The sequence below is a fragment of the Hydrogenophaga sp. SNF1 genome, assembly GCF_034421675.1.
Taxonomy (GTDB): domain Bacteria; phylum Pseudomonadota; class Gammaproteobacteria; order Burkholderiales; family Burkholderiaceae_C; genus Hydrogenophaga; species Hydrogenophaga borbori.
This window is the reverse complement of record NZ_CP139793.1, coordinates 3,659,667-3,685,154: the sequence shown is the minus strand read 5'-3', so window position 1 is coordinate 3,685,154 and position 25,488 is coordinate 3,659,667. Positions and strand designations below refer to the sequence as shown.

Annotated in this window: 26 protein-coding genes; 23 read left to right on the top strand and 3 right to left on the bottom strand. The window is 70.7% G+C overall.

Annotated features, from left to right (window positions below; genetic code table 11):
* Positions 1-44 precede the first annotated feature (44 nt).
* The 22 genes from ftsL (at position 45) to SOM08_RS17575 (ending at position 21,833) form a co-directional block, all read left to right on the top strand.
* Entirely contained in the window at positions 45-359 is a 315-nt protein-coding gene (gene ftsL / locus SOM08_RS17680; protein ID WP_070397236.1) for a cell division protein FtsL, read from the top strand.
* Positions 356-2,089: a peptidoglycan D,D-transpeptidase FtsI family protein gene (locus SOM08_RS17675; RefSeq protein WP_116960693.1), complete on the top strand. Its 1,734-nt coding sequence runs from the start codon at positions 356-358 to the stop codon at positions 2,087-2,089. The genes ftsL and SOM08_RS17675 overlap by 4 nt, the downstream gene beginning before the upstream one ends.
* On the top strand, positions 2,089-3,597 hold the full coding sequence (locus SOM08_RS17670; protein WP_116960692.1) for a UDP-N-acetylmuramoyl-L-alanyl-D-glutamate--2,6-diaminopimelate ligase: 1,509 nt from the start codon (positions 2,089-2,091) through the stop codon (positions 3,595-3,597). The genes SOM08_RS17675 and SOM08_RS17670 overlap by 1 nt, the downstream gene beginning before the upstream one ends.
* The gene (locus tag SOM08_RS17665) at positions 3,594-5,021 is read left to right on the top strand and encodes a UDP-N-acetylmuramoyl-tripeptide--D-alanyl-D-alanine ligase (RefSeq protein WP_116960691.1); all 1,428 of its coding nucleotides are present in this window, start codon (positions 3,594-3,596) and stop codon (positions 5,019-5,021) included. Before SOM08_RS17670 ends, SOM08_RS17665 begins: the two co-directional genes overlap by 4 nt.
* Positions 5,011-6,189 carry a phospho-N-acetylmuramoyl-pentapeptide-transferase gene (gene mraY, locus SOM08_RS17660; protein WP_070397240.1) on the top strand — a complete coding sequence of 393 codons (1,179 nt, stop codon included), beginning with the start codon at positions 5,011-5,013 and terminating at the stop codon, positions 6,187-6,189. The genes SOM08_RS17665 and mraY overlap by 11 nt, the downstream gene beginning before the upstream one ends.
* Positions 6,186-8,030, top strand: coding sequence for a UDP-N-acetylmuramoyl-L-alanine--D-glutamate ligase (gene murD, locus SOM08_RS17655; RefSeq protein ID WP_322469407.1), 1,845 nt, complete (start codon positions 6,186-6,188; stop codon positions 8,028-8,030). Before mraY ends, murD begins: the two co-directional genes overlap by 4 nt.
* 38 nt (positions 8,031-8,068) lie before the next feature.
* Entirely contained in the window at positions 8,069-9,346 is a 1,278-nt protein-coding gene (gene ftsW, locus SOM08_RS17650; protein WP_116960811.1) for a putative lipid II flippase FtsW, read from the top strand.
* 26 nt (positions 9,347-9,372) lie between these two features.
* Positions 9,373-10,425, top strand: a complete 1,053-nt coding sequence (gene murG, locus SOM08_RS17645) for an undecaprenyldiphospho-muramoylpentapeptide beta-N-acetylglucosaminyltransferase (protein ID WP_322470715.1) — start codon at positions 9,373-9,375, stop codon at positions 10,423-10,425.
* On the top strand, positions 10,422-11,819 hold the full coding sequence (gene murC, locus SOM08_RS17640) for a UDP-N-acetylmuramate--L-alanine ligase (protein WP_322469406.1): 1,398 nt from the start codon (positions 10,422-10,424) through the stop codon (positions 11,817-11,819). The genes murG and murC overlap by 4 nt, the downstream gene beginning before the upstream one ends.
* Positions 11,816-12,754, top strand: a complete 939-nt coding sequence (locus SOM08_RS17635) for a D-alanine--D-alanine ligase (protein ID WP_322469405.1) — start codon at positions 11,816-11,818, stop codon at positions 12,752-12,754. The genes murC and SOM08_RS17635 overlap by 4 nt, the downstream gene beginning before the upstream one ends.
* 10 nt (positions 12,755-12,764) lie before the next feature.
* Entirely contained in the window at positions 12,765-13,565 is an 801-nt protein-coding gene (locus SOM08_RS17630; RefSeq protein ID WP_322469404.1) for a cell division protein FtsQ/DivIB, read from the top strand.
* A 13-nt stretch (positions 13,566-13,578) separates the two neighbouring features.
* Entirely contained in the window at positions 13,579-14,808 is a 1,230-nt protein-coding gene (ftsA, locus tag SOM08_RS17625) for a cell division protein FtsA (protein ID WP_116960686.1), read from the top strand.
* Between the two features lie 195 nt (positions 14,809-15,003).
* A complete protein-coding gene (ftsZ, locus tag SOM08_RS17620; RefSeq protein WP_116960685.1) occupies positions 15,004-16,218 on the top strand; it encodes a cell division protein FtsZ in 1,215 nt (404 codons plus the stop codon).
* A gap of 87 nt (positions 16,219-16,305) precedes the next feature.
* The gene (lpxC, locus tag SOM08_RS17615; protein WP_116960684.1) at positions 16,306-17,229 is read left to right on the top strand and encodes a UDP-3-O-acyl-N-acetylglucosamine deacetylase; all 924 of its coding nucleotides are present in this window, start codon (positions 16,306-16,308) and stop codon (positions 17,227-17,229) included.
* Positions 17,230-17,242: 13 nt separating this feature from the next.
* Positions 17,243-17,419, top strand: a complete 177-nt coding sequence (locus SOM08_RS17610; protein WP_181936572.1) for a hypothetical protein — start codon at positions 17,243-17,245, stop codon at positions 17,417-17,419.
* A gap of 72 nt (positions 17,420-17,491) precedes the next feature.
* Entirely contained in the window at positions 17,492-18,220 is a 729-nt protein-coding gene (folE, locus tag SOM08_RS17605; protein ID WP_181936571.1) for a GTP cyclohydrolase I, read from the top strand.
* Between the two features lie 26 nt (positions 18,221-18,246).
* A complete protein-coding gene (locus tag SOM08_RS17600) occupies positions 18,247-18,669 on the top strand; it encodes a BLUF domain-containing protein (protein WP_116960683.1) in 423 nt (140 codons plus the stop codon).
* Positions 18,670-18,697: 28 nt separating this feature from the next.
* Positions 18,698-19,579, top strand: coding sequence for an EamA family transporter (locus SOM08_RS17595; RefSeq protein WP_116960682.1), 882 nt, complete (start codon positions 18,698-18,700; stop codon positions 19,577-19,579).
* Between the two features lie 18 nt (positions 19,580-19,597).
* Positions 19,598-20,431 (top strand): DUF429 domain-containing protein, encoded by an 834-nt coding sequence (locus tag SOM08_RS17590; RefSeq protein WP_322469403.1) that lies wholly within the window; start codon positions 19,598-19,600, stop codon positions 20,429-20,431.
* A 1-nt stretch (position 20,432) separates the two neighbouring features.
* On the top strand, positions 20,433-20,936 hold the full coding sequence (locus SOM08_RS17585; RefSeq protein WP_116960680.1) for a 6,7-dimethyl-8-ribityllumazine synthase: 504 nt from the start codon (positions 20,433-20,435) through the stop codon (positions 20,934-20,936).
* Positions 20,937-21,066: 130 nt separating this feature from the next.
* A complete protein-coding gene (locus SOM08_RS17580; RefSeq protein WP_116960679.1) occupies positions 21,067-21,288 on the top strand; it encodes a hypothetical protein in 222 nt (73 codons plus the stop codon).
* Positions 21,288-21,833 carry a thermonuclease family protein gene (locus tag SOM08_RS17575; protein WP_322469402.1) on the top strand — a complete coding sequence of 182 codons (546 nt, stop codon included), beginning with the start codon at positions 21,288-21,290 and terminating at the stop codon, positions 21,831-21,833. The genes SOM08_RS17580 and SOM08_RS17575 overlap by 1 nt, the downstream gene beginning before the upstream one ends.
* Here the strand turns inward: SOM08_RS17575 and SOM08_RS17570 are convergent.
* The 3 genes from SOM08_RS17570 to gpmA form a co-directional block, all read right to left on the bottom strand.
* On the bottom strand, positions 21,801-22,574 hold the full coding sequence (locus SOM08_RS17570; protein ID WP_116960677.1) for a HesA/MoeB/ThiF family protein: 774 nt from the start codon (positions 22,572-22,574) through the stop codon (positions 21,801-21,803). The genes SOM08_RS17575 and SOM08_RS17570 overlap by 33 nt on opposite strands.
* A 64-nt stretch (positions 22,575-22,638) precedes the next feature.
* The gene (locus tag SOM08_RS17565; protein ID WP_322469401.1) at positions 22,639-24,117 is read right to left on the bottom strand and encodes a S41 family peptidase; all 1,479 of its coding nucleotides are present in this window, start codon (positions 24,115-24,117) and stop codon (positions 22,639-22,641) included.
* A gap of 132 nt (positions 24,118-24,249) precedes the next feature.
* Positions 24,250-24,993, bottom strand: a complete 744-nt coding sequence (gene gpmA, locus SOM08_RS17560; protein ID WP_116960675.1) for a 2,3-diphosphoglycerate-dependent phosphoglycerate mutase — start codon at positions 24,991-24,993, stop codon at positions 24,250-24,252.
* A gap of 82 nt (positions 24,994-25,075) precedes the next feature.
* On the opposite strand from gpmA, the gene SOM08_RS17555 reads away from it, so the two are divergent.
* Positions 25,076-25,486 carry a rhodanese-like domain-containing protein gene (locus SOM08_RS17555; RefSeq protein ID WP_116960674.1) on the top strand — a complete coding sequence of 137 codons (411 nt, stop codon included), beginning with the start codon at positions 25,076-25,078 and terminating at the stop codon, positions 25,484-25,486.
* The last annotated feature ends 2 nt before the right edge of the window (positions 25,487-25,488 follow it).

Below are 25,488 nucleotides of genomic sequence, written 5' to 3'. Positions count from 1 at the left end.
GCGGGCCGCGCAGCACACGCGGTGGCCTGCGTGAGGGCCTTGCCATGATCCGGCTCAACCTCGTGCTGTTGCTGGCCGTACTGGCCAGCGCCTTCTATCTGGTGCACACCCAGTACGAGTCGCGCCGCCTCTACTCGGCGCTGGACCGCGCGCAGACCCAGTCCAAGCGGCTCGACGCCGACCACGAGCAACTGGCCGTGCAGCGCCGCGCGCAGGCCGCGCCCGCGCGCGTGCAGCAACTCGCTCAGCGCCAGTTGCAGATGCGCCAGGTCACGCCGGGCATCACGCAGTACGTGAGCGAGCGCGCGGCCACGCCGGCCCCGGCCCCCGCAGCCGAAGGCGGGGAGGGCGCGCGATGAGCCGCAGCATCAACTACGCCTCCAGCCCCCTGCTGGCGAGCAAGACGCCCGTGTGGCGCAGCAAGTTCATCGTCTTCGGCCTGGCGCTGGCCTTCGCTGGCCTGGCCGGGCGCGCCGCCTACGTCCAGGTCATCGGCAACGACTTCTTCCAGCGCCAGGGCGAGGTGCGCTTCGCGCGCACGCTGGAGCTGCCGGCCAACCGCGGCCGCGTGCTCGACCGCAATGGCCTGATCCTGGCCTCCAGCGTGGTGGCGCAGAGCATCTGGGCCATTCCCGAAGACGTGGACAAGAACCACCCCAAGCTGCGCGAGCTCGCCCGCCTGCTCGACATGCCGCTCGCCGAGCTGCGCAAGCGCCTGGCCGACAACGACAAGACCTTCGTCTGGGTCAAGCGCCAGGTGGACGAGCCCGTGGCGCAGAAGATCGCCGCGCTGGGCATCAAGGGCATCTACCAGCGCCGCGAGTACAAGCGCCAGTATCCCGAGGGCGAGGCCACGGCCCACGTGGTGGGGTTCACCAACGTGGAAGACCGCGGCCAGGAGGGCGTGGAGCTGGCGTTCCAGTCGCAGCTCGCGGGCAAGGCCGGTTCGCGCCGCGTCATCAAGGACCGCCTGGGCCGCGTGGTCGAGGACGTGCAGGACGTCGTGCCGCCCGTGGACGGCCCCGACCTCAGTCTGTCCATTGACAGCAAGGTGCAGTACTTCGCCTGGCAGAAGCTGCGCCAGGCCGTGCTGCAGCACAAGGCCAAGGCCGGCAGCGTCATCGTGCTCGATACCCGCACGGGCGAGGTGCTGGCCCTGGCCAATTACCCCAGCTACGACCCGAACCAGCGGCGCAACCTCAGCGGCGAGCAGCTGCGCAACCGCGTGCTCACCGACACCTTCGAGCCCGGCTCGACGATGAAGCCCTTCATCGCCGCGCTCGCGCTCGACAAGGGCCTGGTGCGGCCCAACACGCCCATCCAGACGGCGCCTGGCCGCATCGTCATCGGCGGCTCCACCATCCGGGACACCCACCCCAAGGACGTGCTGACGGTGTCGGAGGTGATCCAGAAGTCGAGCAACGTGGGCACGGTCAAGATGGCCATGCAGATGAGCCCGCGCGAGATGTGGGAGATGTACGCCCAGGTGGGCTTCGGCCAGAAGCCGCAGGTGCCGTTCCCGGGCGCGGTGGCCGGCCGGCTGCGTCCCTACAAGAGCTGGCGCCCGATCGAGCAGGCCACCATGAGCTACGGCTATGGCCTGTCCGTCTCGCTCTACCAGCTCGCGCAGGCCTACACCATCTTCGCGCGCGAAGGTGAGCTCATCCCCCTGACCCTGCTCAAGAGCGACACGCCCGCGCAGGGCGTGCGCGTCTTCAGCGCCCAGAACGCGCGCGCCGTGCGCGACATGCTGGGCCTGGTGACCAAGCCCGGCGGCAGCGCCACGCGCGCTCAGACCATGGGCTACTCCGTGGGCGGAAAAACCGGTACCGCGCGCAAGCAGGAAGGCAACGGTTACGCCGAGGGTAAGTACCGCGGCTTCTTCGTGGGCATGGCGCCCATCGAGCAGCCGCGCATCATCGTCGCGGTGTCGATCGACGAGCCGAGCGAGGGTGGGTTCTACGGCGGCCTGGTGGCCGCGCCCGTGTTCAGCGAGACGGTTCAGGAAACCTTGCGCATCCTCGGCGTGCAGCCCGACATGAACGTCAAGCCGCAGATCTTCGGCGAGCCGGTGGAGGAGACGTTCTGATGGTGCAGACGCTCGTCCATCCCGAGGCCGTGGCCCAGTGGCTGCGCGCCAGCGTCACCGGCGGGCTGGTGTGTGACAGCCGCCGCGTGCGCGTGGGCGACGGCTTCGTGGCATGGCCTGGTGCGGCCACCGACGGCCGCCGCTTCGTGGCCGACGCGCTGCGCGGCGGCGCCAGCGCAGCCGTGGTCGAGCGCGAAGGCCTGGACGCCTTCGATTGCCGCAACGATCCACGCGTGTTGGCCGTGCCCGGCCTCAAGGCCCAGGCCGGCCCCATCGCCAGCGCCTGGTGCCACGAGCCCAGCGGCGCGCTCGACGTGATCGCCATCACCGGCACCAACGGCAAGACCTCCAGCGCCTGGTGGGCGGCGCAGCTGCTGTCGGCCTGCAACCGGCCGGCGGCGGTGGTGGGTACGCTGGGCATCGGCCGCCCCGGCGCGGCCTTGCTGGCCACCGGCCTGACCACGCCCGACCCGGTGATGCTGCAGCAGGAGCTGCGCGGCTTCGTCGACCAGGGCCTGCGCGCCTGCGCCATCGAGGCTTCGTCGATCGGACTGGAGGAGGGGCGCCTGAACGGCACGCGCGTGGCGGTGGCCGTGTTCACCAACTTCACCCAAGACCACCTCGACTACCACGGCAGCATGGACGCCTACTGGGCCGCCAAGCAGCGCCTGTTCGACTGGCCCAGCCTCAAGGCCGCGGTGGTCAACGTCGACGACCCGCACGGCGCCGGCCTGCTGGCGCGCCTGCAGGGGCGGGGGCTGGACCTCTGGCCCGTGGCCATCGACAGCGAGGCGAGACTCGAGGCGCGCGGCGTCGTCACCACGTCCGCCGGCCTGGCGTTCGAACTGATCGAGCGCGACCCGCGCGGCCAGGAGCGGCAACGCCAGGCCTTGAGCCTGCCGCTGGTGGGCCGATACAACGTGCACAACCTGCTGGGCGTGCTGGCCACGGCGCGCGCGCTGGGCGTGCCCTTCGCCGCCGCCGTGCAGGCCTGCGCCGCGCTCACGCCGGTGCCCGGCCGCATGCAGCAGGCCCAGGCCGACGCACCCGGCGCGCCGCTGGTGCTGGTGGACTACGCGCACACGCCCGACGCGCTGGAGAAGGCCCTTCAAGCGCTGCAACCGCTGGCCGCGCGGCGCGGCGGTGCGCTGTGGGTGCTGGTTGGCTGCGGTGGTGACCGTGACCCGGGCAAGCGCCCGCTGATGGGCGCCGTGGCCGAGCGCGAGGCGCGCCACGCCGTGCTGACCAGTGACAACCCGCGCGGTGAAGACCCGGCCGCCATCCTGGCGCAGATGGCGCGCGGCCTGAGCGACCCGGCCGCCGCGCGCACCGTGGTCGACCGCGCCGAGGCCATCGCGCTGGCGGTGCGCGAGGCCGCGCCCGCCGACGTGGTGCTCATCGCCGGCAAGGGCCACGAGGACTACCAGGAGGTGCGGGGCGTGAAGTCGCCGTTCTCCGACATCGAACACGCGCGCCGCGCGCTTGCGCTGCGCCGGGAGGCCGCATGAAAACCCTGGCCGAACTGCTCACCACGCTGCCCGGCGCGCGCGCCGTCGGCCGCATCGCCGCGCCCATTCAGCGCGTGCATTCCGACACCCGCAGCCTGCGCGCCGGCGACCTGTTCGTGGCGCTGCAGGGCGAGCGCTTCGACGCCCATCACTTCCTGCCGCAGGCGGCGGCCGCCGGCGCGGTGGCCGCGCTCGCGCAGCGCGGCCTGGCCGAGGCTGGCCTGCCCGGTGTTGAGGTGCCCGACTCGCGTGCCGCCCTGCTGCAGCTGGCGCAGGCCTGGCGCGCCCAGTTCACGCTGCCGCTGATCGCCGTGACCGGCAGCAATGGCAAGACCACGGTCACGCAGATGGTCGCCAGCATTCTGCGCGCCCACGCTGGCGAAGCCGCGCACGCCACACAGGGCAATTTCAACAACGACATCGGCGTGCCGCTCACGCTGCTGCGCCTGAACGCGCGGCACCGCTGCTCCGTGATCGAGCTTGGCATGAACCACCCGGGCGAGATCGCCCAGCTCGCCGCCGTGGCGGCGCCGACGGTGGCCCTGGTGAACAACGCGCAGCGCGAGCACCTGGAGTTCATGAGCTCGGTGGAGGCCGTGGCGCGCGAGAACGGCACCGCCATCGCGGCGCTCGGCGCCGATGGCGTGGCCGTGTTTCCCAGCGACGACGTGCACACCCGCGTCTGGCAGGCGCTGGCCGGCGCGCGGCGCAGCCTCACGTTCAGCGACACCGACCCCGAGGCCACCGTGCGCGCGCACAGCGCGGAGTGGCGCGACGGTGCCTGGGCGTTGCACATCGCCTCGCCGCTGGGCGATGCCGAGGTGGGGCTTCGCATCGCGGGCCGGCACAACGTGCGCAACGCGCTCGCGGCCGCGGCCTGCGCGGTGGCCGCCGGTGTGCCGCTGGACGCCATCGTGCGCGGGCTGGAGGCGTTCGAGCCGGTGGGCGGCCGCTCGCGCGCCATCACCGTCACCGTTGGTGGCCGCGTGCTCACGCTGATCGACGACAGCTACAACGCCAACCCCGATTCCGTGCGCGCCGCGATCGATGTGCTGGCCTCGTTGCCCGCGCCGCACCTGCTGGTGCTGGGCGACATGGGCGAGGTCGGTGACCAGGGCCAGGCCTTCCACCTGGAGGTGCTGCGCCACGCCTTCGCGCGCGGCATCGACGAGGTGCGCGTGAGCGGCACGGCCATGTGCGAGGCCGCCGAGGCCCTGCGCGCGGCCGGTGAACCCGCGCCGCGCTGCGTCGCCGAGGTGGACGCGCTCGCCACCGACGTGGCCGCCGAGGTGGCCACCGGGGTGGTGGCCAGCGTGCTCGTCAAGGGCTCGCGCTTCATGCGCATGGAGCGCGTGGTGCGGGCCGTGCGCGCGCTCGACCCGACGCAGGCCGACAACCACAAGGATTCCTCCCATGCTGCCTAGCATTGCCCTCTGGCTGCAAGGCCTGTCCCCCGAGCTGGGCTTCCTGCGGGTGTTCCAGTACCTCACCTTCCGCGCCGTCATGGCCGCCATGACGGCCTTGGTGGTCGGCCTGGTGGCCGGCCCCTGGTTCATCCGCCGCCTCGCCGCGCTCAAGATCGGCCAGCCGATCCGCGAGTACGCGATGCAGACCCACCTGAGCAAGGGCGGCACGCCCACCATGGGCGGCGTGCTGATCCTGTTCGCCATCGCGGCGTCCACGCTGCTGTGGTTCAACTGGAGCAACCGCTTCGTCTGGATCGTGCTCATCGTGACCCTGGGCTTCGGCGCCATCGGCTGGGCCGACGACTGGCGCAAGGTGGTGCACAAGAACCCCGAGGGCATGCGCTCGCGCGAGAAGTACTTCTGGCAGTCGCTGATCGGCCTGGTGGCGGCCTTCTACCTCGTGTTCGCGGTGTCCGAGACCAGCAACGCGCGCGTGCTGGAACTCTTCATCGACTGGGTGGGTTCGGGCTTCACGCTGGACCTGCCGCCGCAGTCGGGCTTCATCGTGCCGTTCTTCAAGGAAGTGAGCTACCCGCTGGGCGTGGCCGGTTTCGTCATCCTCACCTATCTGGTCATCGTGGGCGCGAGCAACGCGGTCAACCTCACCGACGGCCTGGACGGTCTGGCCATCATGCCGGTGGTGATGGTGGGCTCGGCCCTGGGCATCTTCGCCTACGTCACCGGCAACGCGGTGTTCGCGCGCTACCTGCTGCTGCCACACATCCCGGGCTCGGGCGAGCTGCTCATCTTCTGCGCCGCCATGGCCGGCGCCGGCCTGGCCTTCCTCTGGTTCAACACCCACCCGGCGCAGGTCTTCATGGGCGACGTCGGCGCGCTGGCGCTCGGCGGCGCGCTGGGCACCATCGCGGTCATCGTGCGCCAGGAGATCCTGCTTGCCATCATGGGCGGCATCTTCGTGGTCGAGGCGCTGTCGGTGATGCTGCAGGTCACGTACTTCAAGTACACCAAGAAGCGCTACGGCGAAGGCCGGCGCCTGTTCCAGATGGCGCCGCTGCACCACCACTTCGAGAAGAAGGGGTGGAAGGAAACCCAGGTGGTGGTGCGCTTCTGGATCATCACGATGCTGCTGTGCCTGATCGGCCTGTCCACGCTCAAGCTGCGATGAAAGACCAGCACGTCCTCATCCTCGGTCTGGGCACCTCAGGGCTGTCCATGGCCTGCTGGTGCGCGCGCGAAGGCGCTCGCGTGACCGTGGCCGACACGCGGGCCGCGCCGCCGCAGCTCATGGCGCTGCAGGGCGCCTGCCCCGAGGCGCGCTTCGTGAGTGGCGCCTTCGACGAGGCCCTGCTGGCCCGCGAGCCCTGGGCCTTCATCGCGCGCAGCCCCGGCCTGATGCCGGCCGAGCTGCAGGACGTGTTCGCTGTCGCCCGCGAGCGCGGCGTGCCGGTGCTCACCGAACTGGATCTGTTCGCCCAGGCCCTGAGGGACCTGTCGCGGCGCGAGCGCTTCCCCTACCGCCCGCAGGTGCTGGGCATCACGGGCACCAACGGCAAGACCACGGTCACCTCGCTCGCCGGGCAGTTGCTGGACCGCGCGGGCTGGTCCGTGGCGGTGGCGGGCAACATCGGCCCGGCCCTGCTGGACGTGCTGGCCGCCGCGCTGCGCGCGGAGGCCGTGGCTCAGGCGGCTGACGATCAGCGCGAAGCGGCGCAAGCCGCCGAGGCCCTGGCCGAACAGGCGGAGGCCGTGGCAGCGGCGTCGCCCGCCGAGCCCGAACCCGAGGACACGCCGCCGGGCGAAGCGCCGGTGCCCGCCGTTGGCGAGGCGCCAGCCGAGCCCGGGGCCAGCGATGGCCCCGTCGCCGCCGAGACCTCGCCCGCCGACGAAGCCGCGCCCGCCGCACCGGACGATGAGGGCCCCGCGCTCATCGCGCCGCCGCCGCCCGAGCCGCCCCAACCCCCGCACCTGCCGCGCGTGTGGGTGCTCGAGCTGTCCAGCTTCCAGCTCGACGGCACCGCCTCGGGCGCCTGGGCCTCGGTGCCCACGGCGGCCACACTGCTCAACCTCACCGAGGACCACCTCGACTGGCACGGCGGCATGGACGCCTATGCCCAGGCCAAGGCCGCCGTGTTCGGCGAGCGGGCGCTCATGGTGCTCAACCGCGACGATGAGCGCGTGATGGCCCTCAAGCCCGGGCTGGTGACGGTCAAGGTCGGCAACCGCAACCGCCAGGTGCCGGCGCGCCAATGGTGCAGCTTCGGCCTGGACGCGCCCAACCGCGCGGGCGACTGGGGCCTGGAAACCGTCAATGGCATGACCTGGCTGGTGCGCGCGCTGGCGCTCGACGAAACCCGCGCCAAGGGCCGTGCGCAGGAGGACGAAGAGATCTATTTCCAGCGCCTCATGCCCGCCGAGGCCCTGCGCATCCGCGGTCGCCACAACGCGGCCAACGCGCTGGCCGCGCTGGCGCTGGCCACCTCCACCGGCGCGCCGCTGGCGCCCATGTTGCATGGACTGCGCGAGTACCGCGGCGAGCCGCACCGCATGGAGCCCGTGGCCATCGTGGACGAGGTCGAATACTTCGACGACAGCAAGGGCACCAACGTGGGCGCCACGCTGGCGGCCGTCAATGGCCTGGGCGCCGAGCGCCGGCTGGTGGTGATCCTGGGTGGCGACGGCAAGGGGCAGGATTTCCGCCCGCTGGCCGCGCCACTGGCGCGCCATGCGCGCGCCGTGGTCTTGATCGGCCGCGACGCGCCGCGCGTGCGCGCCGCCGTGGAAGAGGCGCTGCGCGGTGCCGACGTGCCCCTGCACGACGCGGGTGAACTCGTGGCCGCCGTGCCCCTGGCCGCCGAGCTCGCGCGCCCGGGCGACGCCGTGTTGATGTCGCCGGCCTGCGCCAGCCTGGACCAGTTCCGCAACTACGTGCACCGCGGCGAGGTGTTCGTCGCCGCCGTGCGCGAGCTCGCCGAGTCGCGCGGTATGAGCCTGGAGGGCGGCCTGTGAGCCGGCGCAAGACCGCCGCCGCCCAGGGGCCCGGCCTGATGGCCCGCCTCGGGGCCGGCCTGCGCGAGCGCCTGCGCGGCTGGCTGCCGTCCTGGGCCGCTGGCGCGCTGGTGGGGGCGGGCGGCGACGGTATCCCGGTGCGCCTGTCCAGCCGCAGCTACGGCCGCCAGCGCGGCGCGCCCGTGGGGGTCACCGGTTTCGACCAGCCCCTGCTGTGGGTGGTGTTCTCGCTGATGGCCTGGGGGCTGGTGATGGTCTATTCGGCCTCCATCGCGCTGCCCGACAACCCGCGCTTCGAGAACTACGCGCACACGCACTTCGTGCTGCGCCACGGCCTGTCGATGGCGATCGCCTTCGTCGCCGCGCTGCTGGCCTTCCAGGTCCCCATGCAGCGCTGGGAGCAGCTCGCGCCCTGGCTGTTCGGCCTCGCGCTGCTGCTCATGGTGGTGGTGCTGGTGGTGGGCAAGGGCGTCAACGGCGCGCACCGCTGGATCTCGCTGGGCGTGATGAACTTCCAGCCCTCGGAGCTGGGCAAGCTCGCGGTGCTGCTCTACGCCGCCAGCTACATGGTCCGCAAGATGGAGATCAAGCAGAACTTCTGGCAGGCCGTGCTGCCCATGGCCGTGGCCCTGGGTGTGGTGGGCGTGCTGCTGCTGGCCCAGCCCGACATGGGCGCCTTCATGGTGATCGTGGTCATCGCCATGGGCATCCTGTTCCTGGGCGGCGTCAATGCGCGCATGTTCTTTCTCATCGCCCTGGTGGTGGTGGCCGCCTTCGCGCTGATGATCATGGCCAGCGAGTGGCGCCGCGAGCGCATCTTTGCCTACCTCGATCCCTGGAGCGCCGAACACGCCCTGGGCAAGGGTTACCAGCTCTCGCACGCGCTGATCGCCTTCGGTCGCGGCCAGATCTTCGGCGTGGGCCTGGGCGGCAGCGTGGAGAAGCTCAACTGGCTGCCCGAGGCGCACACCGACTTCCTGCTCGCCGTCATCGGCGAGGAATTCGGCCTGCTGGGCGTGCTCACGCTGATCGCCCTGTTCCTGTGGCTCACGCGGCGCATCATGCACATCGGCCGCCAGGCCATCGCGCTCGACCAGGTCTTCTCCGGCCTGGTGGCGCAGGGCGTGGGCCTGTGGTTCGGCTTCCAGGCCTTCATCAACATCGGCGTGAACCTGGGCGCCCTGCCCACCAAGGGCCTGACGCTGCCCTTCATGAGCTACGGCGGCTCGGCCATCCTGCTCAACCTGGTCGCGCTGGCGGTCGTGCTGCGGGTCGACTTCGAGAACCGCCAGATGATGAAGGGGGGCCGCACGTGAGCACACGCCAGCCCTGCGCCCTGATCATGGCCGGTGGCACCGGCGGCCACATCTTTCCCGGGCTCGCGGTGGCCGAGGCGCTGCGCGCGCGCGGCTGGCGCGTGCACTGGCTGGGCGCGCCCGGCAGCATGGAAAGCCGGCTGGTGCCGCCGCGCGGCTTCGCGCTGGACACCATCGATTTCGGCGGCCTGCGTGGCAAGGGCCTGCTCACCAAGCTGCTGCTGCCGCTGAACCTGTTGCGCGCCTTCTGGCAAAGCGTGCAGGTGGTGCAACGCGTGAAGCCCGACGTGCTGGTGGGCCTGGGCGGCTACATCACCTTCCCGGGCGGGATGATGGGCGTGCTGCTGGGCAAGCCCCTGGTGCTGCACGAACAGAACTCCATCGCAGGCCTGGCGAACAAGGTGCTGGCCGAGGTGGCCGACCGCCGCTTCTGCGCCTTCCCGAACGCGCTGTCCAAGGCCCAGTGGGTGGGCAACCCGATGCGCGCGGCCTTCCTGAACCAGCCCGCGCCGGCCGAGCGCTTCGCGGGTCGCACGGGCCCGCTGCGCCTGCTGGTGGTGGGCGGCAGCCTGGGCGCGCAGGCGCTCAACCGTGTCGTGCCGCAGGCGCTGGCCCTGATCCCCGAAGCCCAGCGCCCGGTGGTGCTGCACCAGAGCGGCGAGAAGCAGATCGACGAGCTGCGCGCCAACTACACCAGCGCCGGTGTGGCGGCCGAGCTCACCCCCTTCATCGAGGACACCGCCAGCGCCTACGCCGAGGCCGATCTGGTCATCGGCCGCGCCGGCGCGAGCACGGTGACCGAGCTGGCCGCCGTGGGCGCGGCCTCGCTGCTGGTGCCGTTTCCGGCCGCGGTGGACGACCACCAGACGCACAACGCGCGCTTCCTGGTCGACGCCGGCGCGGCCTGGCTGGAGGCGCAGGCCGGCCTCACGCCCGACAAGCTCGCCTTGCTGTTGCAGGGCCTGGACCGCGCCCAGCTGCAGGCCATGGCCGAAAAGGCGCGCGCCGTGGCCAAGACCGGCGCCACCGAGGCCGTGGTCGGCGCCTGCCTCGAACTCGCGAAAGTCAGGACCGAATGAAGCACGCCATCCGTCACATCCACTTCGTCGGCATCGGCGGCGCGGGCATGAGCGGCATCGCCGAGGTGCTGCTCAACCAGGGCTACACCATCTCCGGCAGCGACCTGGGCGAGAGCGCGACGACGCGCCGCCTCGAGTCCCTGGGCGCGAAGGTGTGCATCGGCCACGAGGCCAGGCATATCGAGGGCGCCGACGCCATCGTCACCTCCACCGCCGTGAAGCCCGACAACCCCGAGGTGGTGGCCGCGCACGCCAGGCTGGTGCCGGTGGTGCCGCGCGCGGTGATGCTGGCCGAGCTGATGCGCATGAAGAAGGGCGTGGCCATCGCCGGCACGCACGGCAAGACCACCACCACCAGCCTGGTGGCCAGCGTGCTGGCCGAGGCCGGCCTGGACCCGACCTTCGTGATCGGCGGGCGCCTGAACAGCGCCGGCGCCAACGCAGCCCTGGGCAGCGGCGAGTACATCGTGGTCGAGGCCGACGAGTCCGACGCCTCCTTCCTCAACCTGCTGCCGGTGATCTCGGTCGTCACCAATATCGACGCCGACCACATGGACACCTACGGCCACGACTTCGGCCGCCTCAAGGGTGCCTTCGTGGACTTCCTGCACAAGATGCCCTTCTACGGCGCGGCCGTGGTCTGCGTGGACGACGCCGCGATCCGCGAGATCCTGCCGCAGATCGCGCGCCCCATCACCAGCTACGGCCTGAGCGAGGACGCCCAGGTGCGCGCGCTGAACGTGCGCGCGGTCGGCGGCCAGATGCACTTCACCGTGCAGCGCCGCAACGGCGTGGCCCTGCCCGATCTGGACGTGGTGCTCAACCTGCCGGGCCAGCACAACGTGCTCAACGCGCTCGCCGCCATCGGCATCGCGGTCGAGCTGGGCGTGCCCGACGCGGCCGTGCTGCAGGCACTGGCCAGCTTCAAGGGCGTGGGCCGGCGCTTCCAGCGCTATGGCGAGGCGCGCCTGGCCGACGGCGGCCACGCCACCATCGTCGACGATTACGGCCACCACCCGGTGGAGATGGCCGCGACCATCGCCGCCGCGCGTGGCGCCTTCCCGGGGCGGCGCCTGGTGCTGGCCTTCCAGCCGCACCGCTACACCCGCACGCGCGACTGCTTCGAGGACTTCGTGAAGGTCATTGGCCAGGCCGACGCCGTGCTGCTGGCCGAGGTCTACGCGGCCGGCGAAGCGCCCATCGTGGCCGCCGACGGCCGCTCGCTGGCGCGCGCGCTGCGCGTGGCCGGCAAGCTGGAGCCGGTGTTCGTGGACGACGTGGCCGACATGCCGCGCGCGGTGCTGGACAACGCCCGCGACGGCGACGTGGTGCTGTGCATGGGCGCCGGCACCATCGGCACGGTGGCGGGACGAATCATGGAGTTGGCGAAATGACGGGCAAGGACTTTGGCAAGGTGGCGGTGCTCATGGGCGGGCGTTCCGCCGAACGCGAGGTATCGATCATGTCGGGCACCGGCGTGCTCAAGGCCCTGCGGTCCAAGGGCGTGGACGCGCATGCCTTCGATCCGGCCGAGCGCGACATGAGCGAGCTCAAGCGCGACGGCTTCGCGCGCTGCTTCATCGCGCTGCACGGCCGCTTCGGCGAGGACGGCACGGTGCAGGGCGCGCTGGAGTTGCTGGGCATCCCCTACACCGGCCCCGGCGTGATGGCCTCGGCCGTGGCCATGGACAAGCTCATGACCAAGCGCATCTGGGTGGCCGAGGGCCTGTCCACGCCGGCCTGGCGCCAGGTGCGCAGCGCGGCCGAGACGAGCGCCGCCTTCGAGGCGCTGGGCTCGCCCATGATCGTCAAGCCCGTGCGCGAGGGCTCCACGATCGGCCTCACCAAGGTGGTGAGCGCCGAGCAGTGCGAGGCCGCCTACGCCCTGGCCGCCCAGCAGGATCCGATGGTGATGTGCGAGCAGTTCATCGCTGGCGACGAAGTCACCTGCCCGGTGCTCGGCACGGGCGGGTCGGCCCGCGCGCTGCCGGTCATCCGCATCGTGGCGCCCGACGGCAACTACGACTACCAGAACAAGTACTTCACCGACGACACGCAGTACCTGGTGCCCTGTGGCCTGCCCGAGGGCGAGGAGGCCGCCATCCAGGCCCTGGTGCTCAAGGCCTTCCTGGCGCTGGACTGCCGCGGCTGGGCGCGCGCCGACGTGATGATCGACGCCGCCACGCGCAAGCCCTACCTGCTGGAGATCAACACCTCGCCCGGCATGACCGGCCACTCGCTCGTGCCGATGTCGGCGCGCGCGGCGGGCATTTCCTACGAAGACCTGTGCGTGCGCCTGCTGGCCACTGCCGCGCTGGACAACGCCTGATCCACCGCCCATGCCCACGACGACCGACATGCCCCTGGACGTGAAGCTGATGGCCTTGGCCACCCAGCTTCTGCTGGGCGTGTTCGCCTTGCTCGCGCTCGGCGCGCTCGGCACCTGGGCCGTGCGCCACCCGGCCTGGACAGTCAAGGGCATCAGCGTGCATGGCGATGTGGCGCACCAGAACGCCGTGGGCCTGCGCGCCCAGCTGGCCACGCAGATGCGCGCGCGCCTGTCGTCCAGCTTCCTCACCGTCGACCTGGACCAGGTGCGCCAGATGTTCGAGCAGGTGCCCTGGGTGCGCCGCGCCGTGGTGCAGCGCGATTTCCCCAACCGCCTGCGCGTGACCCTGCAGGAGCACGACGCCGTGGCCTGGTGGGGCGAAGCGGGCTCGGGCGAACTGGTCAACTCCCACGGCGAGGTTTTCGAGGCCAGCCCGGACGACATCGATCAATTGCCCGAACTCGCCGGCCCCGAGGACCGTGCGGGCGAGGTGCTGGCCATGCACAAGGCCCTGCAGGCGCAGTTCGCGCGCCTGGAGCTTGGCCTGGATCGCCTGGAGCTCGGCGAGCGTGGCGCCTGGCGCGCGCGGCTGCACAGCGGCGCGGTCGTCGAACTCGGCCGCGGCACGCCAGAGGAACTGCAGGCCCGCGTGCAGCGCTTCGTCGGCACCTTGCCCCAGCTCACCGAACGCACCGCAGGCGCGCTGCAGACCGTGGACCTGCGCTACCCCAACGGCTATGCGCTGCGCATCCGCGGCGTGACGACCACCAGCGACCACCCCGCCAACCCCCGCACACCCACGAATCGGTAACGCCCGCACCATCATGCCCAAGGAATACAAGGACCTCGTCGTCGGACTCGACATCGGCACCGCCAAGATCATGGTGGTGGTGGCCGAGGTACAGGCCGGCGGCACGCTCAAGCTGGCCGGGCTGGGTGTGGCCGCGAGCCACGGCCTCAAGCGCGGCGTGGTGGTCAACATCGACGCGACGGTGCAAAGCATCCAGCAGGCCCTGAAAGAGGCCGAGCTGATGGCCGACTGCCGCATCGCGCGCGTCTACACCGGCATCACCGGCAGCCACATCCGCGGCATCAACAGCAGCGGCATGGTGGCCATCAAGGACCGCGAGGTCAGCGCCACCGACGTGGCGCGCGTGATCGAAACCGCCAAGGCCATCAACATCTCCACCGACCAGCGCCTGCTGCTGGTCGAGCCGCAGGAGTTCGTGATCGACGGCCAGGAGGTCAAGGAGCCGATCGGCATGAGCGGCATCCGCCTCGAAGCCAAGGTGCACATCGTCACCGGCGCCCAGAGCGCGGCCGAGAACATCATCAAGTGCGTGCGCCGCTGCGGGCTGGAGGTCGACCAGCTGATGCTCAACCCCCTGGCGAGCAGCCAGGCGATCCTGACCGACGACGAGAAGGAGCTGGGCGTGGCGCTGGTCGACATCGGCGCCGGCACCACCGACGTGGCCATCTTCTCGGGCGGCGCGATCCGCCACACCGCGGTGATTCCGATTGCCGGCGACCTGATCACGAGCGACATCGCCATGGCGCTGCGCACGCCCACCAAGGACGCCGAGGACATCAAGGTGGACAGTGGCTGCGCCAAGCAGCTGCTGGCCGACCCCGACACGCAGGTGGAGGTGCCGGGCCTGGGCGACCGCGGCCCGCGCCTGCTGGGCAAGCAGGCCCTGGCCGGCGTGATCGAACCGCGCGTGGAGGAAATCTTCTCGCTGGTGCAGCAGGTGTTGCGCGACAGCGGGCACGAGGAAATGCTCTCCAGCGGCATCGTGCTCACGGGCGGCAGCGCGGTCATGCCCGGCATGGTGGAACTCGGCGAGGACATCTTCCTCAAGCCGGTGCGCCGAGGCGTGCCCAATTACACCAGCGCGCTGTCCGACATGGTGGCGCAGACGCGCGCGGCGACGGTGATGGGCCTGCTGGAAGAAGCGCGGCTGGCGCGCGTGCGCGGCCACAAGGTGGCGCAGAAGGCGGGCTCCATGTCGGGCACGCTGGAGCGCGTGAAGAACTGGTTCATGGGAACGTTCTGATGCCCTGGACGATCTCCCTCACCACGCACGGCCCGCCGCAGTGGCGGCCGCCGGGGCGGCGCCGACGACGAGGACGGTGTGCCAAACACACCGGTCCCCCCGGATGACCCGAACCCTTGTCCCCATTTCCGTTTTCACATTCAAAGCATCGCCGGTGGCACGGCAACAGAACAGGCAACTGCAAAGGAGCACCCAATGAGCATCGAAATGATCGAAGTTGAAGAATTCAACCTGGGCACGCAGATCAAGGTCATCGGCGTGGGCGGCGGCGGCGGCAACGCGGTCGAGCACATGATCGCCCGCCAGGTCCAGGGCGTGGAGTTCATCTGCGCCAACACCGACGCGCAGGCGCTGGCGCGCAGCGCCTCGCACAAGACCATCCAGCTGGGCGTCACGGGCCTGGGCGCGGGCAGCAAGCCCGAGAAGGGCCGCGAGGCCGCCGAAGGCGCCGTGGACAGCATCCGCGAGGCCATCGAAGGCGCGCACATGCTGTTCATCACCGCCGGCATGGGCGGCGGCACCGGCACCGGTGCGGCGCCCGTGATCGCGCGCGTGGCCAAGGAAATGGGCATCCTCACGGTGGGTGTGGTCACCAAGCCCTTCGACTGGGAAGGCGGCCGCCGCATGGTCAACGCCGACCAGGGCCTGGCCGAACTCGAGGCCAACGTGGACTCGCTGATCGTGGTGCTGAACGAGAAGCTGCTGGACGTGCTGGGCGACGACATCACCCAGGACGAGGCATTCGCACACGCCAACGACGTGCTCAAGAACGCCGTGGGCGGCATCGCCGAAATCATCAACGAGTACGGCAACGTCAACGTGGACTTCGAGGACGTGCGCACGGTGATGGGCGAGCCCGGCAAGGCCATGATGGGCACCGCCACGGCCTCCGGCCCGGACCGCGCGCGCATCGCCGCCGAGCAGGCCGTGGCCTGCCCGCTGCTGGAGGGCATCGACCTGTCGGGTGCCAAGGGCGTACTGGTGCTGGTGACGGCGGCCAAGGGCTCGCTGAAGCTGGCCGAGTCCAAGCTGGCCATGAACACCATCCGCGCCTACGCCTCGGCGGAAGCGCACGTGATCTACGGCGCCGCCTACGACGACAGCCTCGGCGACGAGATGCGCGTCACCGTGGTCGCCACGGGCCTGTCGCGCCAGGGCCAGCAGCGCCGCCAGCCGCCGCTGCAGGTGCTGCGCACCGGCACGGACGACGTGCCGTTCAACGTGCCCACGGTGAACCAGGCCGTGGGCGGCCCGGGCGCGGGCACGGCCCAGCCGGATTACCAGCACATGGCCGTGCCCAGCGTGTGGCGCACCAACCGCACCCAGGCGGCGGCCAAGGTGGACGCGCTGGCCTCGGGCGGCATGGACGACTTCGAGATCCCGGCCTTCCTGCGCAAGCAGGCCGACTGAGCGCCAGGGGGCGGGCCAGGCCCGCCCCTATCGCGGTCATCGCCTTTTCCCACCATGGCCTGGGGTAGAGAAACCTACAATTCGAGGATGCTTGCGCAACGCACCCTCAAATCCCTGACCAAGGCCGTTGGCGTCGGCCTGCACAGCGGTCAGCGCGTTGAGCTGACCCTGCGCCCCGCCGCGCCCGACACCGGCATCGTGTTCCGACGCATCGACCTGCCCGAGCCGGTCGACATTCCCGTCAACGCGCTGTCCGTCAGCGACACCCGCCTGGCGTCCACCATCGCCAACGGCGGCGCCAAGGTACACACCATCGAGCATCTGATGAGTGCCTGTGCCGGCCTGGGCCTGGACAACCTGCTCATCGACATCACCGCCGAAGAGGTGCCCATCCTCGACGGCTCTTCTGCTTCCTTCGTCTACCTGCTGCAAAGCGCGGGCATCGCCACGCAGAACGCGCCCAAGCGCTTCATCCGCGTCCTTGAACCCGTGGAGGTGCGCGAAGGCGAAGGCCGCGGCCTGAAGTGGGCGCGGCTCGAGCCGTACCACGGCTACAAGCTCAGCTTCGAAATCGAGTTCGACCACCCGGCCGTCAACGCCTCGGGGCAGCGCGTGGAATTCGACCTCGGCAGCGGCAACTACGCGCGCGAGATCGCGCGCGCGCGCACCTTCGGCTTCACGAAAGACGTGGAGATGATGCGTTCTCACGGCCTGGCGCTGGGCGGCGGCCTGGACAACGCCATCGTCATGGACGACGTCAAGGTGCTCAACGCCGACGGCCTGCGCTACGGCGACGAGTTCGCCAAGCACAAGATCCTCGACGCCATGGGCGACCTGTACATCGTCGGCAAGCCGCTGCTGGCCGCCTACAGCGCCTTTCGCAGCGGCCACGCCATGAACAACCAGTTGCTGCGCGCGCTGCTCGACCGGCCGCAGGCCTACGAACTGGTGAGCTTCGAGAACGAGCGCGAGGCCCCGCGCGGTTTTGCCCAGGTCGCCCCGGCCTGGTGAGGCGGCGCCGCGCATGCTGCTGTTCCGCTGGGCTGTCTTGCTGCTGCTGATCGCGGCCGGCGTGTGCTTCGCCTTCTACGCGGGCACCGGCCAGCCGCGCTACCGCCAGTGGGGCCTGGTGATCCTCAAATGGACGGTGATCGCGGCCCTGGGCTTCTTCGCGGTGCTGGTGCTCGAGCGGCTGCTGTAGTGATCCCCCGCCGCCCAGGGGATACCCGGGCGCCGGGGCCCGGCTCGGGGGGGCTGGGTGGTAGCATGCCCGATGCTCATGAAGACCGACCCTGACCAGCCCCCGGCCACGCCGCCTTCCGGCGACGAAGGCGTGCCCGTGTCCGTCAAGATCCGCGAACGCCTCAAGGCCGCGCGCCAACGCTTCCACTCCAACGACAACATCGCCGAGTTCATCCAGCCCGGCGAACTCGAGAAGCTGCTCGACGAGGTCACGGAGAAGATGCAGGGCGTGCTCGAGGCCATGGTGATCGACACCGAGAGCGATCACAACACCGGCAACACCGCGCGCCGCGTGGCCAAGATGTACCTCAAGGAGGTCTTCGCGGGCCGCTACGTCAAAGGCCCGGCGGTCACCGAATTCCCCAACGCCGAGCACCTCAACGAGCTCATGATCGTGGGCCCGATCACCGTGCGCAGCGCCTGCAGCCACCACTTCTGCCCGGTCATCGGCAAGCTGTGGATAGGCGTCATGCCCAACGAGCACACCAACGTCATCGGCCTGTCCAAGTACGCACGCCTGGCCGAGTGGATCATGGGCCGCCCGCAGATCCAGGAAGAGGCCGTGATCCAGCTCGCCGACCTGATCCAGGAGAAGACGCAGCCCGACGGCCTGGCCATCGTGATGGAGGCCAGCCACTACTGCATGGCCTGGCGCGGCGTCAAGGACATGGACAGCAAGATGATCAACTCGGTGATGCGCGGCGTCTTTCTCAAGGACGCCAACCTGCGCCGCGAATTCCTCGCCCTCGTTCCCCGCTGAAACCCTTCCCCAGGAAAGAAGCCAACATGCTGGTCCGTCTGCTCTACGTCAGCCGCGCCGTCGACAAGGACGCCAAGGCCATCGAAGGCATCCTCGAGTCCTCGCGCCAGCACAACCTGTCCTACGGCATCACGGGGGTGCTGTGCTATGGCGGCGGCATCTTCCTGCAGGCCATCGAAGGTGGCCGGGGCCCGGTCAACCACCTCTACAACCACATCGTGGCCGACCCGCGCCACAAGGACGTGGTACTGCTGCACTACCAGGAGATCAGCGAGCGCCGCTTCGGCGGCTGGACCATGGGGCAGGTCAACCTCGCCAAGCTCAACACCTCCATCGTGCTCAAGTACTCCGAGCGCCCCGAGCTCGACCCCTATGCGGTCTCGGGCGAGGTCTCGCTGGCGCTGCTCGAAGAGCTGATGGCCACGGCCAGCATCATCGGCCGCGCCTGATCGGCCCGGGCCCGCCCGGCACCGTTCCATGGCGCTCGATGCGTTCCTGCTCATCCTGCTCGCGGGTCTGATCCACGCGGGCTGGAACATCGCCGCCAAGCACGCGGGCGGGGACACGCGCTTCGCCTGGTTCTCCTCCGCGCTGATCGCCGTGATCTGGGCGCCCGTGGGCTGGTGGTTCGCGCGCAGCGAACTGCCGCGCTGGGGCGCCACCGAATGGGCCATGGTGGTGGCCAGCGGCGTCATCCACGTTGTCTACTTCACCACCTTGTTGCGCGGTTACCGGCGCGCCGACCTCACGGTGGTCTACCCGCTGGCGCGCGGCAGCGGCCCGCTGATCACCGCACTGGTGGCGGTGCTGTTCCTCGGCGAGCGCCTGAGCGCGCTCGGCGCCGCCGGCATCGCGGCGGTGGTGGGTGGCGTGTTCCTCATCGCGGGCGGCCCGGGCCTGTGGCGCGCGGCGCATGACCCGGCCAAACGCGAGCGCCTGCACCGCGGCCTCTACTACGGCGCGCTCACGGGCCTGTCCATCGCGGCCTATTCTGTGGTGGACGGCTACGCGGTGAAGGTGCTGCTGATGTCGCCCATCCTGGTCGACTACATGGGCAACCTCGTGCGGCTGGTGCTGTTCTCGCCGCGTGTGCTGAGCGACCGCGCCGAGGCACTGCGCCTGTGGCGCCTGCAGTGGCGCCACGCGCTGCTGGTGGCGATGCTCAGTCCGGTGGCCTACGTGCTGGTGCTGTTCGCCATGCAGCGCGCGCCGCTGTCGCACGTGGCGCCGGCGCGCGAGGTGTCCATGCTGTTCGCCGCGCTCATCGGTGGCCACCTGCTGCGCGAAGGCGACCGGGGCCTGCGCATCCTGGGCGCGCTGTGCATCGGACTGGGCGTGGCGGCGCTGGCCCTGGCCTGAGTTGGTGTGGGTTCGGCCATGGACTTCACGCTGCTGGGCTGTGATTTCACGAGCGCGCCGACGCGGCGCAAGCCCATCGTGCTGGCCGTGGGCCGCGCCGAGCGGGGCCGCGTGCTGCTCGACGCCGTCGAGCGTTTCGAATCGCTGGACGCCTGGGGCGAGCGCCTGCGCGCGCCCGGCCCCTGGGTGGGCGGCTTCGATCTGCCGTTCGGCTTGCCACGCGAGCTGGTGCAGGCCCTGGGCTGGCCCCAGGACTGGCGCGCCTGCATGGCGCACTACGCGGCGCTGCCGCGCGCGGCCATCCGCGAGGCCTTCGCGGCCTTTTGCGACGCACGCCCGGTGGGCGGCAAGTTCGCGCACCGCGCCACCGATGGGCCGGCCGGCTCGAGCCCGAGCATGAAGTGGGTGAACCCGCCGGTGGCCTTCATGATGCACGCGGGCGTGCCGCGCCTGATCGCCGCCGGTGCGCACCTGCCCGGCCTGCTCGACGGCGACCCGCAGCGCGTGGCGCTGGAGGCCTATCCCGGCTTGCTCGCGCGCAGCGTGCTGGGTGTGGCGTCCTACAAGAGCGACGACAAGGCCCGGCAGACCGGCGAGCGCCTGATCGCGCGCAAGACCCTGGTGAACGCGCTGGAAAATGGCCATGCGCCCTTGCTGCAGGCGGCTGGCCTGCGGCTGCGGCTCACCCACGCGCAGCGCGACGACCTGGCCGACGACGCCAGCGGCGACCGGCTGGACGCGGTGCTGTGCCTGCTGCAGGCGGCCTGGGCGCTGCAGCGCCGGCGCGCGGGCGATGCGCGCTGGGGCCTGCCGGGCTTCGACCCGCTCGAGGGCTGGATCGTGGGCTCCTAGAATGCCTTCCATGCCCGACGCCCCACCCCTCATCGACCTTCCCCCGCTGCCGCGCGAGCTGCGCTTCGCCTTCGTCGAGGCGTCCTGGCACGCCGACATCGTGCAGCGCTCGCGCGACGCCTTCTTCGCCGAGATGGCGCGCGCCGGCTTCGGGCCCGGGGCGATCGACGTCTTCGACGTGGCGGGCGCCTTCGAAATCCCGCTGCACGTGCAGCGCCTGGCGCAGTCGGGGCGCTACGCGGCCGTGGTGGGCAGCGCGCTGGTGGTGGACGGCGGCGTCTACCGCCACGACTTCGTCGCCGACGCCGTGGTGCGGGCGCTGATGGACGTGCAGCTGAAGACCGGCGTGCCGGTGATCTGCGCGGTGCAGGCGCCGCACCACTTCCACGAACACGTGGAGCACCGCAAGTTCCTGCAGCAGCACTTCGGCGCCAAGGGCACCGAGGCGGCGCAGGCGCTGCTGAGCACGGTGGCCGGCCTGCGGGGGCTCGACGCGCGCGCCTGAGGGGGCTTCCTTGGCGGCGCCGGCATGGCCCCGTCGACGCTGGAGCCCTTGTTGCTCACACCGGGCGCCGGTCCTGGCGCCCAGGCTGGTGCATCATCGGGCCTTCCTGACCATCCAACGGAACCTCCACATGAACCTTGCCAAAGTCGTCGGCGTCGTGCTCATCGCGGCGGGGGCCATCGGCCTCGTCATGGGCAGCTTCACCTACACCAAGGACACCGAGGCCGTGAAGCTCGGCCCGGTGGAGCTCTCGGTCAAGCAGAAGGAAACCATCAACGTGCCCGTGTGGGCCGGCATCGGTGCCATCGCCGTGGGAGTGGTGCTGCTGGTCATGGGCGGCCGCAAGGGTTGATGCGGCGCTTCGCGGCCGCGCTGGCCGGCGCGCTGCTGGCCGGCCTCGCCGTGGCCTCGGCGGCGGGCGAAACGGTCTATTCGGCGCGCGTCATGCGCGTGTTCGACGGCGACACCCTGTGGGTGCAGCCGGCCTCGGGCGGGCGCTGGCGCAAGCTGCGCCTGGACGGCCTCGACGCCCCCGAGATCTGCCAGCGCGTGGGCGTGGCCGCGCGCGACGCCCTGGCCGCTCGCGTGCTCAACCGGTCCGTCACGGTGCATGTGCGCGCGCGCGACGGCTACGGCCGGGGCCTGGCGCGCCTGGCCTTCGCGGGCGAAGACACGAACGCCTGGCTGGTGCGCGCCGGCTGGGCCTGGGCCGCGCGCTGGCGTGGCCAGGGGCGCTACGTGACGGAGGAGGCGCGGGCGCGCGAGGCACGCCGCGGCGTGTGGGGGGGCGGGGAGGCACCCGAGGCACCGCGCGATTTTCGCCGCCGGCACGGGCCCTGCGAGCCGCCCGGGCCGGCGCCGGCCTCAGCCGAGCGCCGAGGCGCCGCCGTGCGCTGAGCCGCAGACAGGGCAGTGCGGGTCGCGCTTGAGCGCGATGTCGTGGAATGCCAGCTCGCGGCCGTCGAGCATGAGCAGGTGGCTGGTGCGGCGCGAGCCCAGGCCCGCGAGGAGCTTCAGCGCTTCGGCCGCCTGCATGCTGCCCACGATGCCCACCAGCGGCGCGAACACGCCCATGGTGGCGCAGCGCACCTCTTCCACGTCGGCGTCGGGAGGAAAAACGCAGGCATAGCAGGGTGCGTCGGCCACGCGCGGATCGAACACGCCCAACTGGCCGTCGAAGCGGATCGCCGCGCCAGACACCAGCGGTTTGCCGTGGCGCACGCAGGCCCGGTTGACCAACTGGCGCGTGGCGAAGTTGTCGCAGCCGTCGATCACCACGTCGGCCGTGGGCACCCAGGCGTCGAGAAGGGCGTCGTCGGCGCGCTGGTTCAGGGCGGTGACCTGCACGTCTGGGTTGAGGGCGGCGATCGCCTCGCGCACGGACTCGGCCTTGGGCCGACCCACGCGCGCCAGGTTGTGCGCGATCTGGCGCTGCAGGTTGGTCTCGTCGACGGTGTCGTCGTCGATCACCGTGAGCCGCCCGACGCCGGCGCTGCCCAGGTACAGCGCCACCGGCGAGCCCAGCCCGCCCGCGCCGATGAGCAAGGCGTGCGAGGCCAGCAGGCGCTGCTGGCCCTCGACGCCGAGTTCGTCGAGCAGGATGTGGCGCGAGTAGCGCAGCAGTTGGGCGTCGTTCACGCGGTTTGGCGCGACGGGGCCGCGCGGGAAGAGGGCGGCGGGCCGGCGCGCGGCCCGCCGGGGCTCAGTTCTCTTTCTTCTCGTCGGGGCGCACGGTCTGCGATTTGCTGACCACCACCGGCTGGCCCTTGAGGCGGTTCAGCGCCTGCTGAAGCTGGAAGTCCTTGTCGCTGCCGAACTCGGGCACCAGGCGCTGGCCGGGGTTCTTGCGGGCTTCCTCTTCGAGCTTCTTGCGGGCTTCCTCGCGCGCTTCCTCGCGCTTCTTCTCGGCCTCGCGCTGCGCGTCCGTCATGGGGCCGTGCGGCGTGCTGCCCAGGCTGTTGTTCAGGTCGGCCTCGCGGGTGCGCAGGGCGGCGAACAGGTTGCCATCGGCCGTCTCGTCCACCATGACGTCGGGCACGATGCCCTTGCCCTGGATGGACACGCCCGAGGGCGTGTAGTAGCGCGCGGTGGTGAGCTTGAGTCCGGTGTCGGGGCCCAGCGGGCGAACCGTCTGCACCGAGCCCTTGCCGAAGGTCTGGCTGCCCATGACGGTGGCGCGCTTGTGGTCCTGCAGGGCCCCGGCGACGATCTCGCTGGCCGAGGCCGACCCTTCGTTGACCAGCACCACCAGCGGCAGGCGCTTGTAGATGCCCTTGGTGTTCTCGGTCAGGCGGCGGATCGAGTCGTTGCCGCCGCGGCGCAGGTAGTGCTGCGGGATGGCCTTGTAAATGAACTTGCTTTCTTCCAACTGGCCGTTGGTGGACACCACGGTCACGTTCTCGGGCAGGAACACGGCCGACAGGCCGACGGCGGCGTCCAGCAGGCCGCCGGGGTCGTTGCGCAGGTCGAGCACCAGGCCTTTCATGCTCGGGTCGGCGCGGTAGAGGTCTTCGAGCTTGCGCGTGAAGTCGTCGATGGTGCGTTCCTGGAACTGCGAGACGCGCACCCAGGCGTAGCCCGGCTCGACCGTGCGCGACTTCACGCTCACGGTCTTGATTTCCTCGCGCGTGATGGTGACGGTGAAGCTGCGGTCCTCGTCCTTGCGCAGGATGCTCAGCAGCACCTTGGTGCGCGGCTCACCGCGCATGAGCTTGACGGCCTCGTTGATGGTGAGGCCCTTGACGGCGGTGTCGTCGATGCGCGTGATCAGGTCGCCGCTCTTGAGGCCGGCCCGGAACGCGGGCGAGTCCTCGATCGGGGTGACGACCTTGACCAGGCCGTCTTCCATGGTGATCTCGATGCCCACGCCCACGAAGCGGCCGCTGGTGCCCTCGCGGAATTCCTTGAAGGACTTCTTGTCGAAGTACTGCGAGTGCGGGTCGAGGCTGCTCACCATGCCGGAGATGGCGTCCGAGATCAGCTTCTTCTCGTCCACCGGTTCCACATAGTCCGTCTTGACCATGCCGAACACGGCGGCGAGTTGCTGGAGTTCTTCCAGCGGCAGGGGGGTGAGCGTGTTGCGCGCCACCGCCTGCAATTGCACCGTGGTGAGCGCACCGGCCACCGCGCCAATGGCCACCCAGCCAACGGTCCTGAGCTTGGAACCGACCCGCTTCGTCATGGAATCACCTTTGCAATCTGCCCAACAAGGGCCCTTGGCCCTGCGGGCCAATATACACCTTGGAGAATGTGGCCTCGTCGGGGTTCCCCACCGGCCGGCGGCGGTTTCGCCCGTCCAGGCGGGCGCAGGGGCTCAGGCCTTGCCCTGAGCCGCCACGGCGGCGGCGGCCTTGGCGGCCGCTTCGGCGTCGCCCAGGTAGTAGCGGCGGACCGGCTTGAGCTGCTCGTCGAGCTCGTAGACCAGCGGGATGCCATTGGGGATGTTCAGGCCGACGATCTCGGCGTCGGAGATGCCGTCGAGGTATTTCACCAGGGCGCGGATGCTGTTGCCGTGCGCCGCCACCACGACGCGCTTGCCCGACTGGATGGCCGGCGCGAGCGCCTCGTTCCAGAACGGGATGACGCGCGCCACGGTGTCCTTCAGGCATTCCGTCAGCGGCACGTCCTCGGGCTTGAGGCGGGCGTAGCGGCGGTCGCTGCGCTCGCTGCGCGGGTCGCTGGGTTCCAGGGCGGGCGGCGGCGTGTCGTAGCTGCGGCGCCAGACCAGCACCTGCTCGTCCCCGTACTGGGCGGCCATGTCGGCCTTGTTCAGGCCCTGCAGGGCGCCGTAGTGGCGTTCGTTCAGGCGCCAGTTCTTGACCACCGGCAGCCAGGTGCGGTCCATGGCGTCGAGCACGTGCCAGAGCGTGTGGATGGCCCGCTTGAGCACGCTGGTGTAGGCGATGTCGAAGTCGTAGCCCTCCGCCTTGAGCAGTTGCCCCGCCGACAGGGCCTGCGACACCCCGGTGGGCGTGAGGTCCACGTCGGTCCAGCCGGTGAAGCGGTTTTCGAGGTTCCAGGTGGATTCGCCGTGGCGGATGAGGACGAGCTTGTGCATGGCGGAGTGCGGGGCGCCGGGCGCCGGAAGGATCGGAAACCGCGCATTTTAGAATCGCGGCCTTTCCCACCAAGGTAACACCGTGAGCTTCTTCATCGAGAACTGGGTCCTGATCGCCGTGGCCTTCGTGTCGGGCGCCCTGCTGGTGTGGCCGGCCGTCAAGGCCGGCGGACGCACCGGCACCCTCAACGCCGCCGACGCCGTGACGCTGATGAACCGCCAGAAGGCGGTCGTGATCGACGTCTCCGACGCCAAGGAATTCGCCGAGGGACACATCGTCGGCGCCCGGCACCTGCCGCTGGACGAGCTGGAGGCCAAGCTGCCCGGCGCCGTCAAGAACAAGGCCCTGCCGCTGATCTTCGTCTGTCCGACCGGCGCGCGCGCCAACCGGGCCGTGGCGGTGGCCAAGAAGCTGGGCTACGAGAATCCGCAATCCCTGACGGGTGGCATGGGTGCCTGGCGCACCGCCGGCCTGCCGAGCGAGAAAGCCTGATC

Excerpts from the sequence above, each read along its gene's own strand:
- SOM08_RS17670 (WP_116960692.1), top strand. The coding sequence starts at position 2,089 with ATGGTGCAGACGCTCGTCCATCCCGAGGCCGTGGCCCAGTGGCTGCGC.
- SOM08_RS17565 (WP_322469401.1), bottom strand. The coding sequence starts at position 24,117 with ATGACGAAGCGGGTCGGTTCCAAGCTCAGGACCGTTGGCTGGGTGGCC.
- SOM08_RS17575 (WP_322469402.1), top strand. The coding sequence starts at position 21,288 with ATGCGGCGCTTCGCGGCCGCGCTGGCCGGCGCGCTGCTGGCCGGCCTC.
- lpxC (WP_116960684.1), top strand. The coding sequence starts at position 16,306 with ATGCTTGCGCAACGCACCCTCAAATCCCTGACCAAGGCCGTTGGCGTC.
- SOM08_RS17600 (WP_116960683.1), top strand. The coding sequence starts at position 18,247 with ATGCTGGTCCGTCTGCTCTACGTCAGCCGCGCCGTCGACAAGGACGCC.
- ftsZ (WP_116960685.1), top strand. The coding sequence starts at position 15,004 with ATGAGCATCGAAATGATCGAAGTTGAAGAATTCAACCTGGGCACGCAG.
- murD (WP_322469407.1), top strand. The coding sequence starts at position 6,186 with ATGAAAGACCAGCACGTCCTCATCCTCGGTCTGGGCACCTCAGGGCTG.
- SOM08_RS17595 (WP_116960682.1), top strand. The coding sequence starts at position 18,698 with ATGGCGCTCGATGCGTTCCTGCTCATCCTGCTCGCGGGTCTGATCCAC.
- SOM08_RS17610 (WP_181936572.1), top strand. The coding sequence starts at position 17,243 with ATGCTGCTGTTCCGCTGGGCTGTCTTGCTGCTGCTGATCGCGGCCGGC.
- SOM08_RS17585 (WP_116960680.1), top strand. The coding sequence starts at position 20,433 with ATGCCTTCCATGCCCGACGCCCCACCCCTCATCGACCTTCCCCCGCTG.
- ftsA (WP_116960686.1), top strand. The coding sequence starts at position 13,579 with ATGCCCAAGGAATACAAGGACCTCGTCGTCGGACTCGACATCGGCACC.
- ftsL (WP_070397236.1), top strand. The coding sequence starts at position 45 with ATGATCCGGCTCAACCTCGTGCTGTTGCTGGCCGTACTGGCCAGCGCC.
- folE (WP_181936571.1), top strand. The coding sequence starts at position 17,492 with ATGCTCATGAAGACCGACCCTGACCAGCCCCCGGCCACGCCGCCTTCC.
- SOM08_RS17630 (WP_322469404.1), top strand. The coding sequence starts at position 12,765 with ATGCCCACGACGACCGACATGCCCCTGGACGTGAAGCTGATGGCCTTG.
- murC (WP_322469406.1), top strand. The coding sequence starts at position 10,422 with ATGAAGCACGCCATCCGTCACATCCACTTCGTCGGCATCGGCGGCGCG.
- SOM08_RS17635 (WP_322469405.1), top strand. The coding sequence starts at position 11,816 with ATGACGGGCAAGGACTTTGGCAAGGTGGCGGTGCTCATGGGCGGGCGT.
- mraY (WP_070397240.1), top strand. The coding sequence starts at position 5,011 with ATGCTGCCTAGCATTGCCCTCTGGCTGCAAGGCCTGTCCCCCGAGCTG.
- ftsW (WP_116960811.1), top strand. The coding sequence starts at position 8,069 with ATGGCCCGCCTCGGGGCCGGCCTGCGCGAGCGCCTGCGCGGCTGGCTG.
- murG (WP_322470715.1), top strand. The coding sequence starts at position 9,373 with ATGGCCGGTGGCACCGGCGGCCACATCTTTCCCGGGCTCGCGGTGGCC.
- SOM08_RS17665 (WP_116960691.1), top strand. The coding sequence starts at position 3,594 with ATGAAAACCCTGGCCGAACTGCTCACCACGCTGCCCGGCGCGCGCGCC.
- gpmA (WP_116960675.1), bottom strand. The coding sequence starts at position 24,993 with ATGCACAAGCTCGTCCTCATCCGCCACGGCGAATCCACCTGGAACCTC.
- SOM08_RS17675 (WP_116960693.1), top strand. The coding sequence starts at position 356 with ATGAGCCGCAGCATCAACTACGCCTCCAGCCCCCTGCTGGCGAGCAAG.
- SOM08_RS17580 (WP_116960679.1), top strand. The coding sequence starts at position 21,067 with ATGAACCTTGCCAAAGTCGTCGGCGTCGTGCTCATCGCGGCGGGGGCC.
- SOM08_RS17590 (WP_322469403.1), top strand. The coding sequence starts at position 19,598 with ATGGACTTCACGCTGCTGGGCTGTGATTTCACGAGCGCGCCGACGCGG.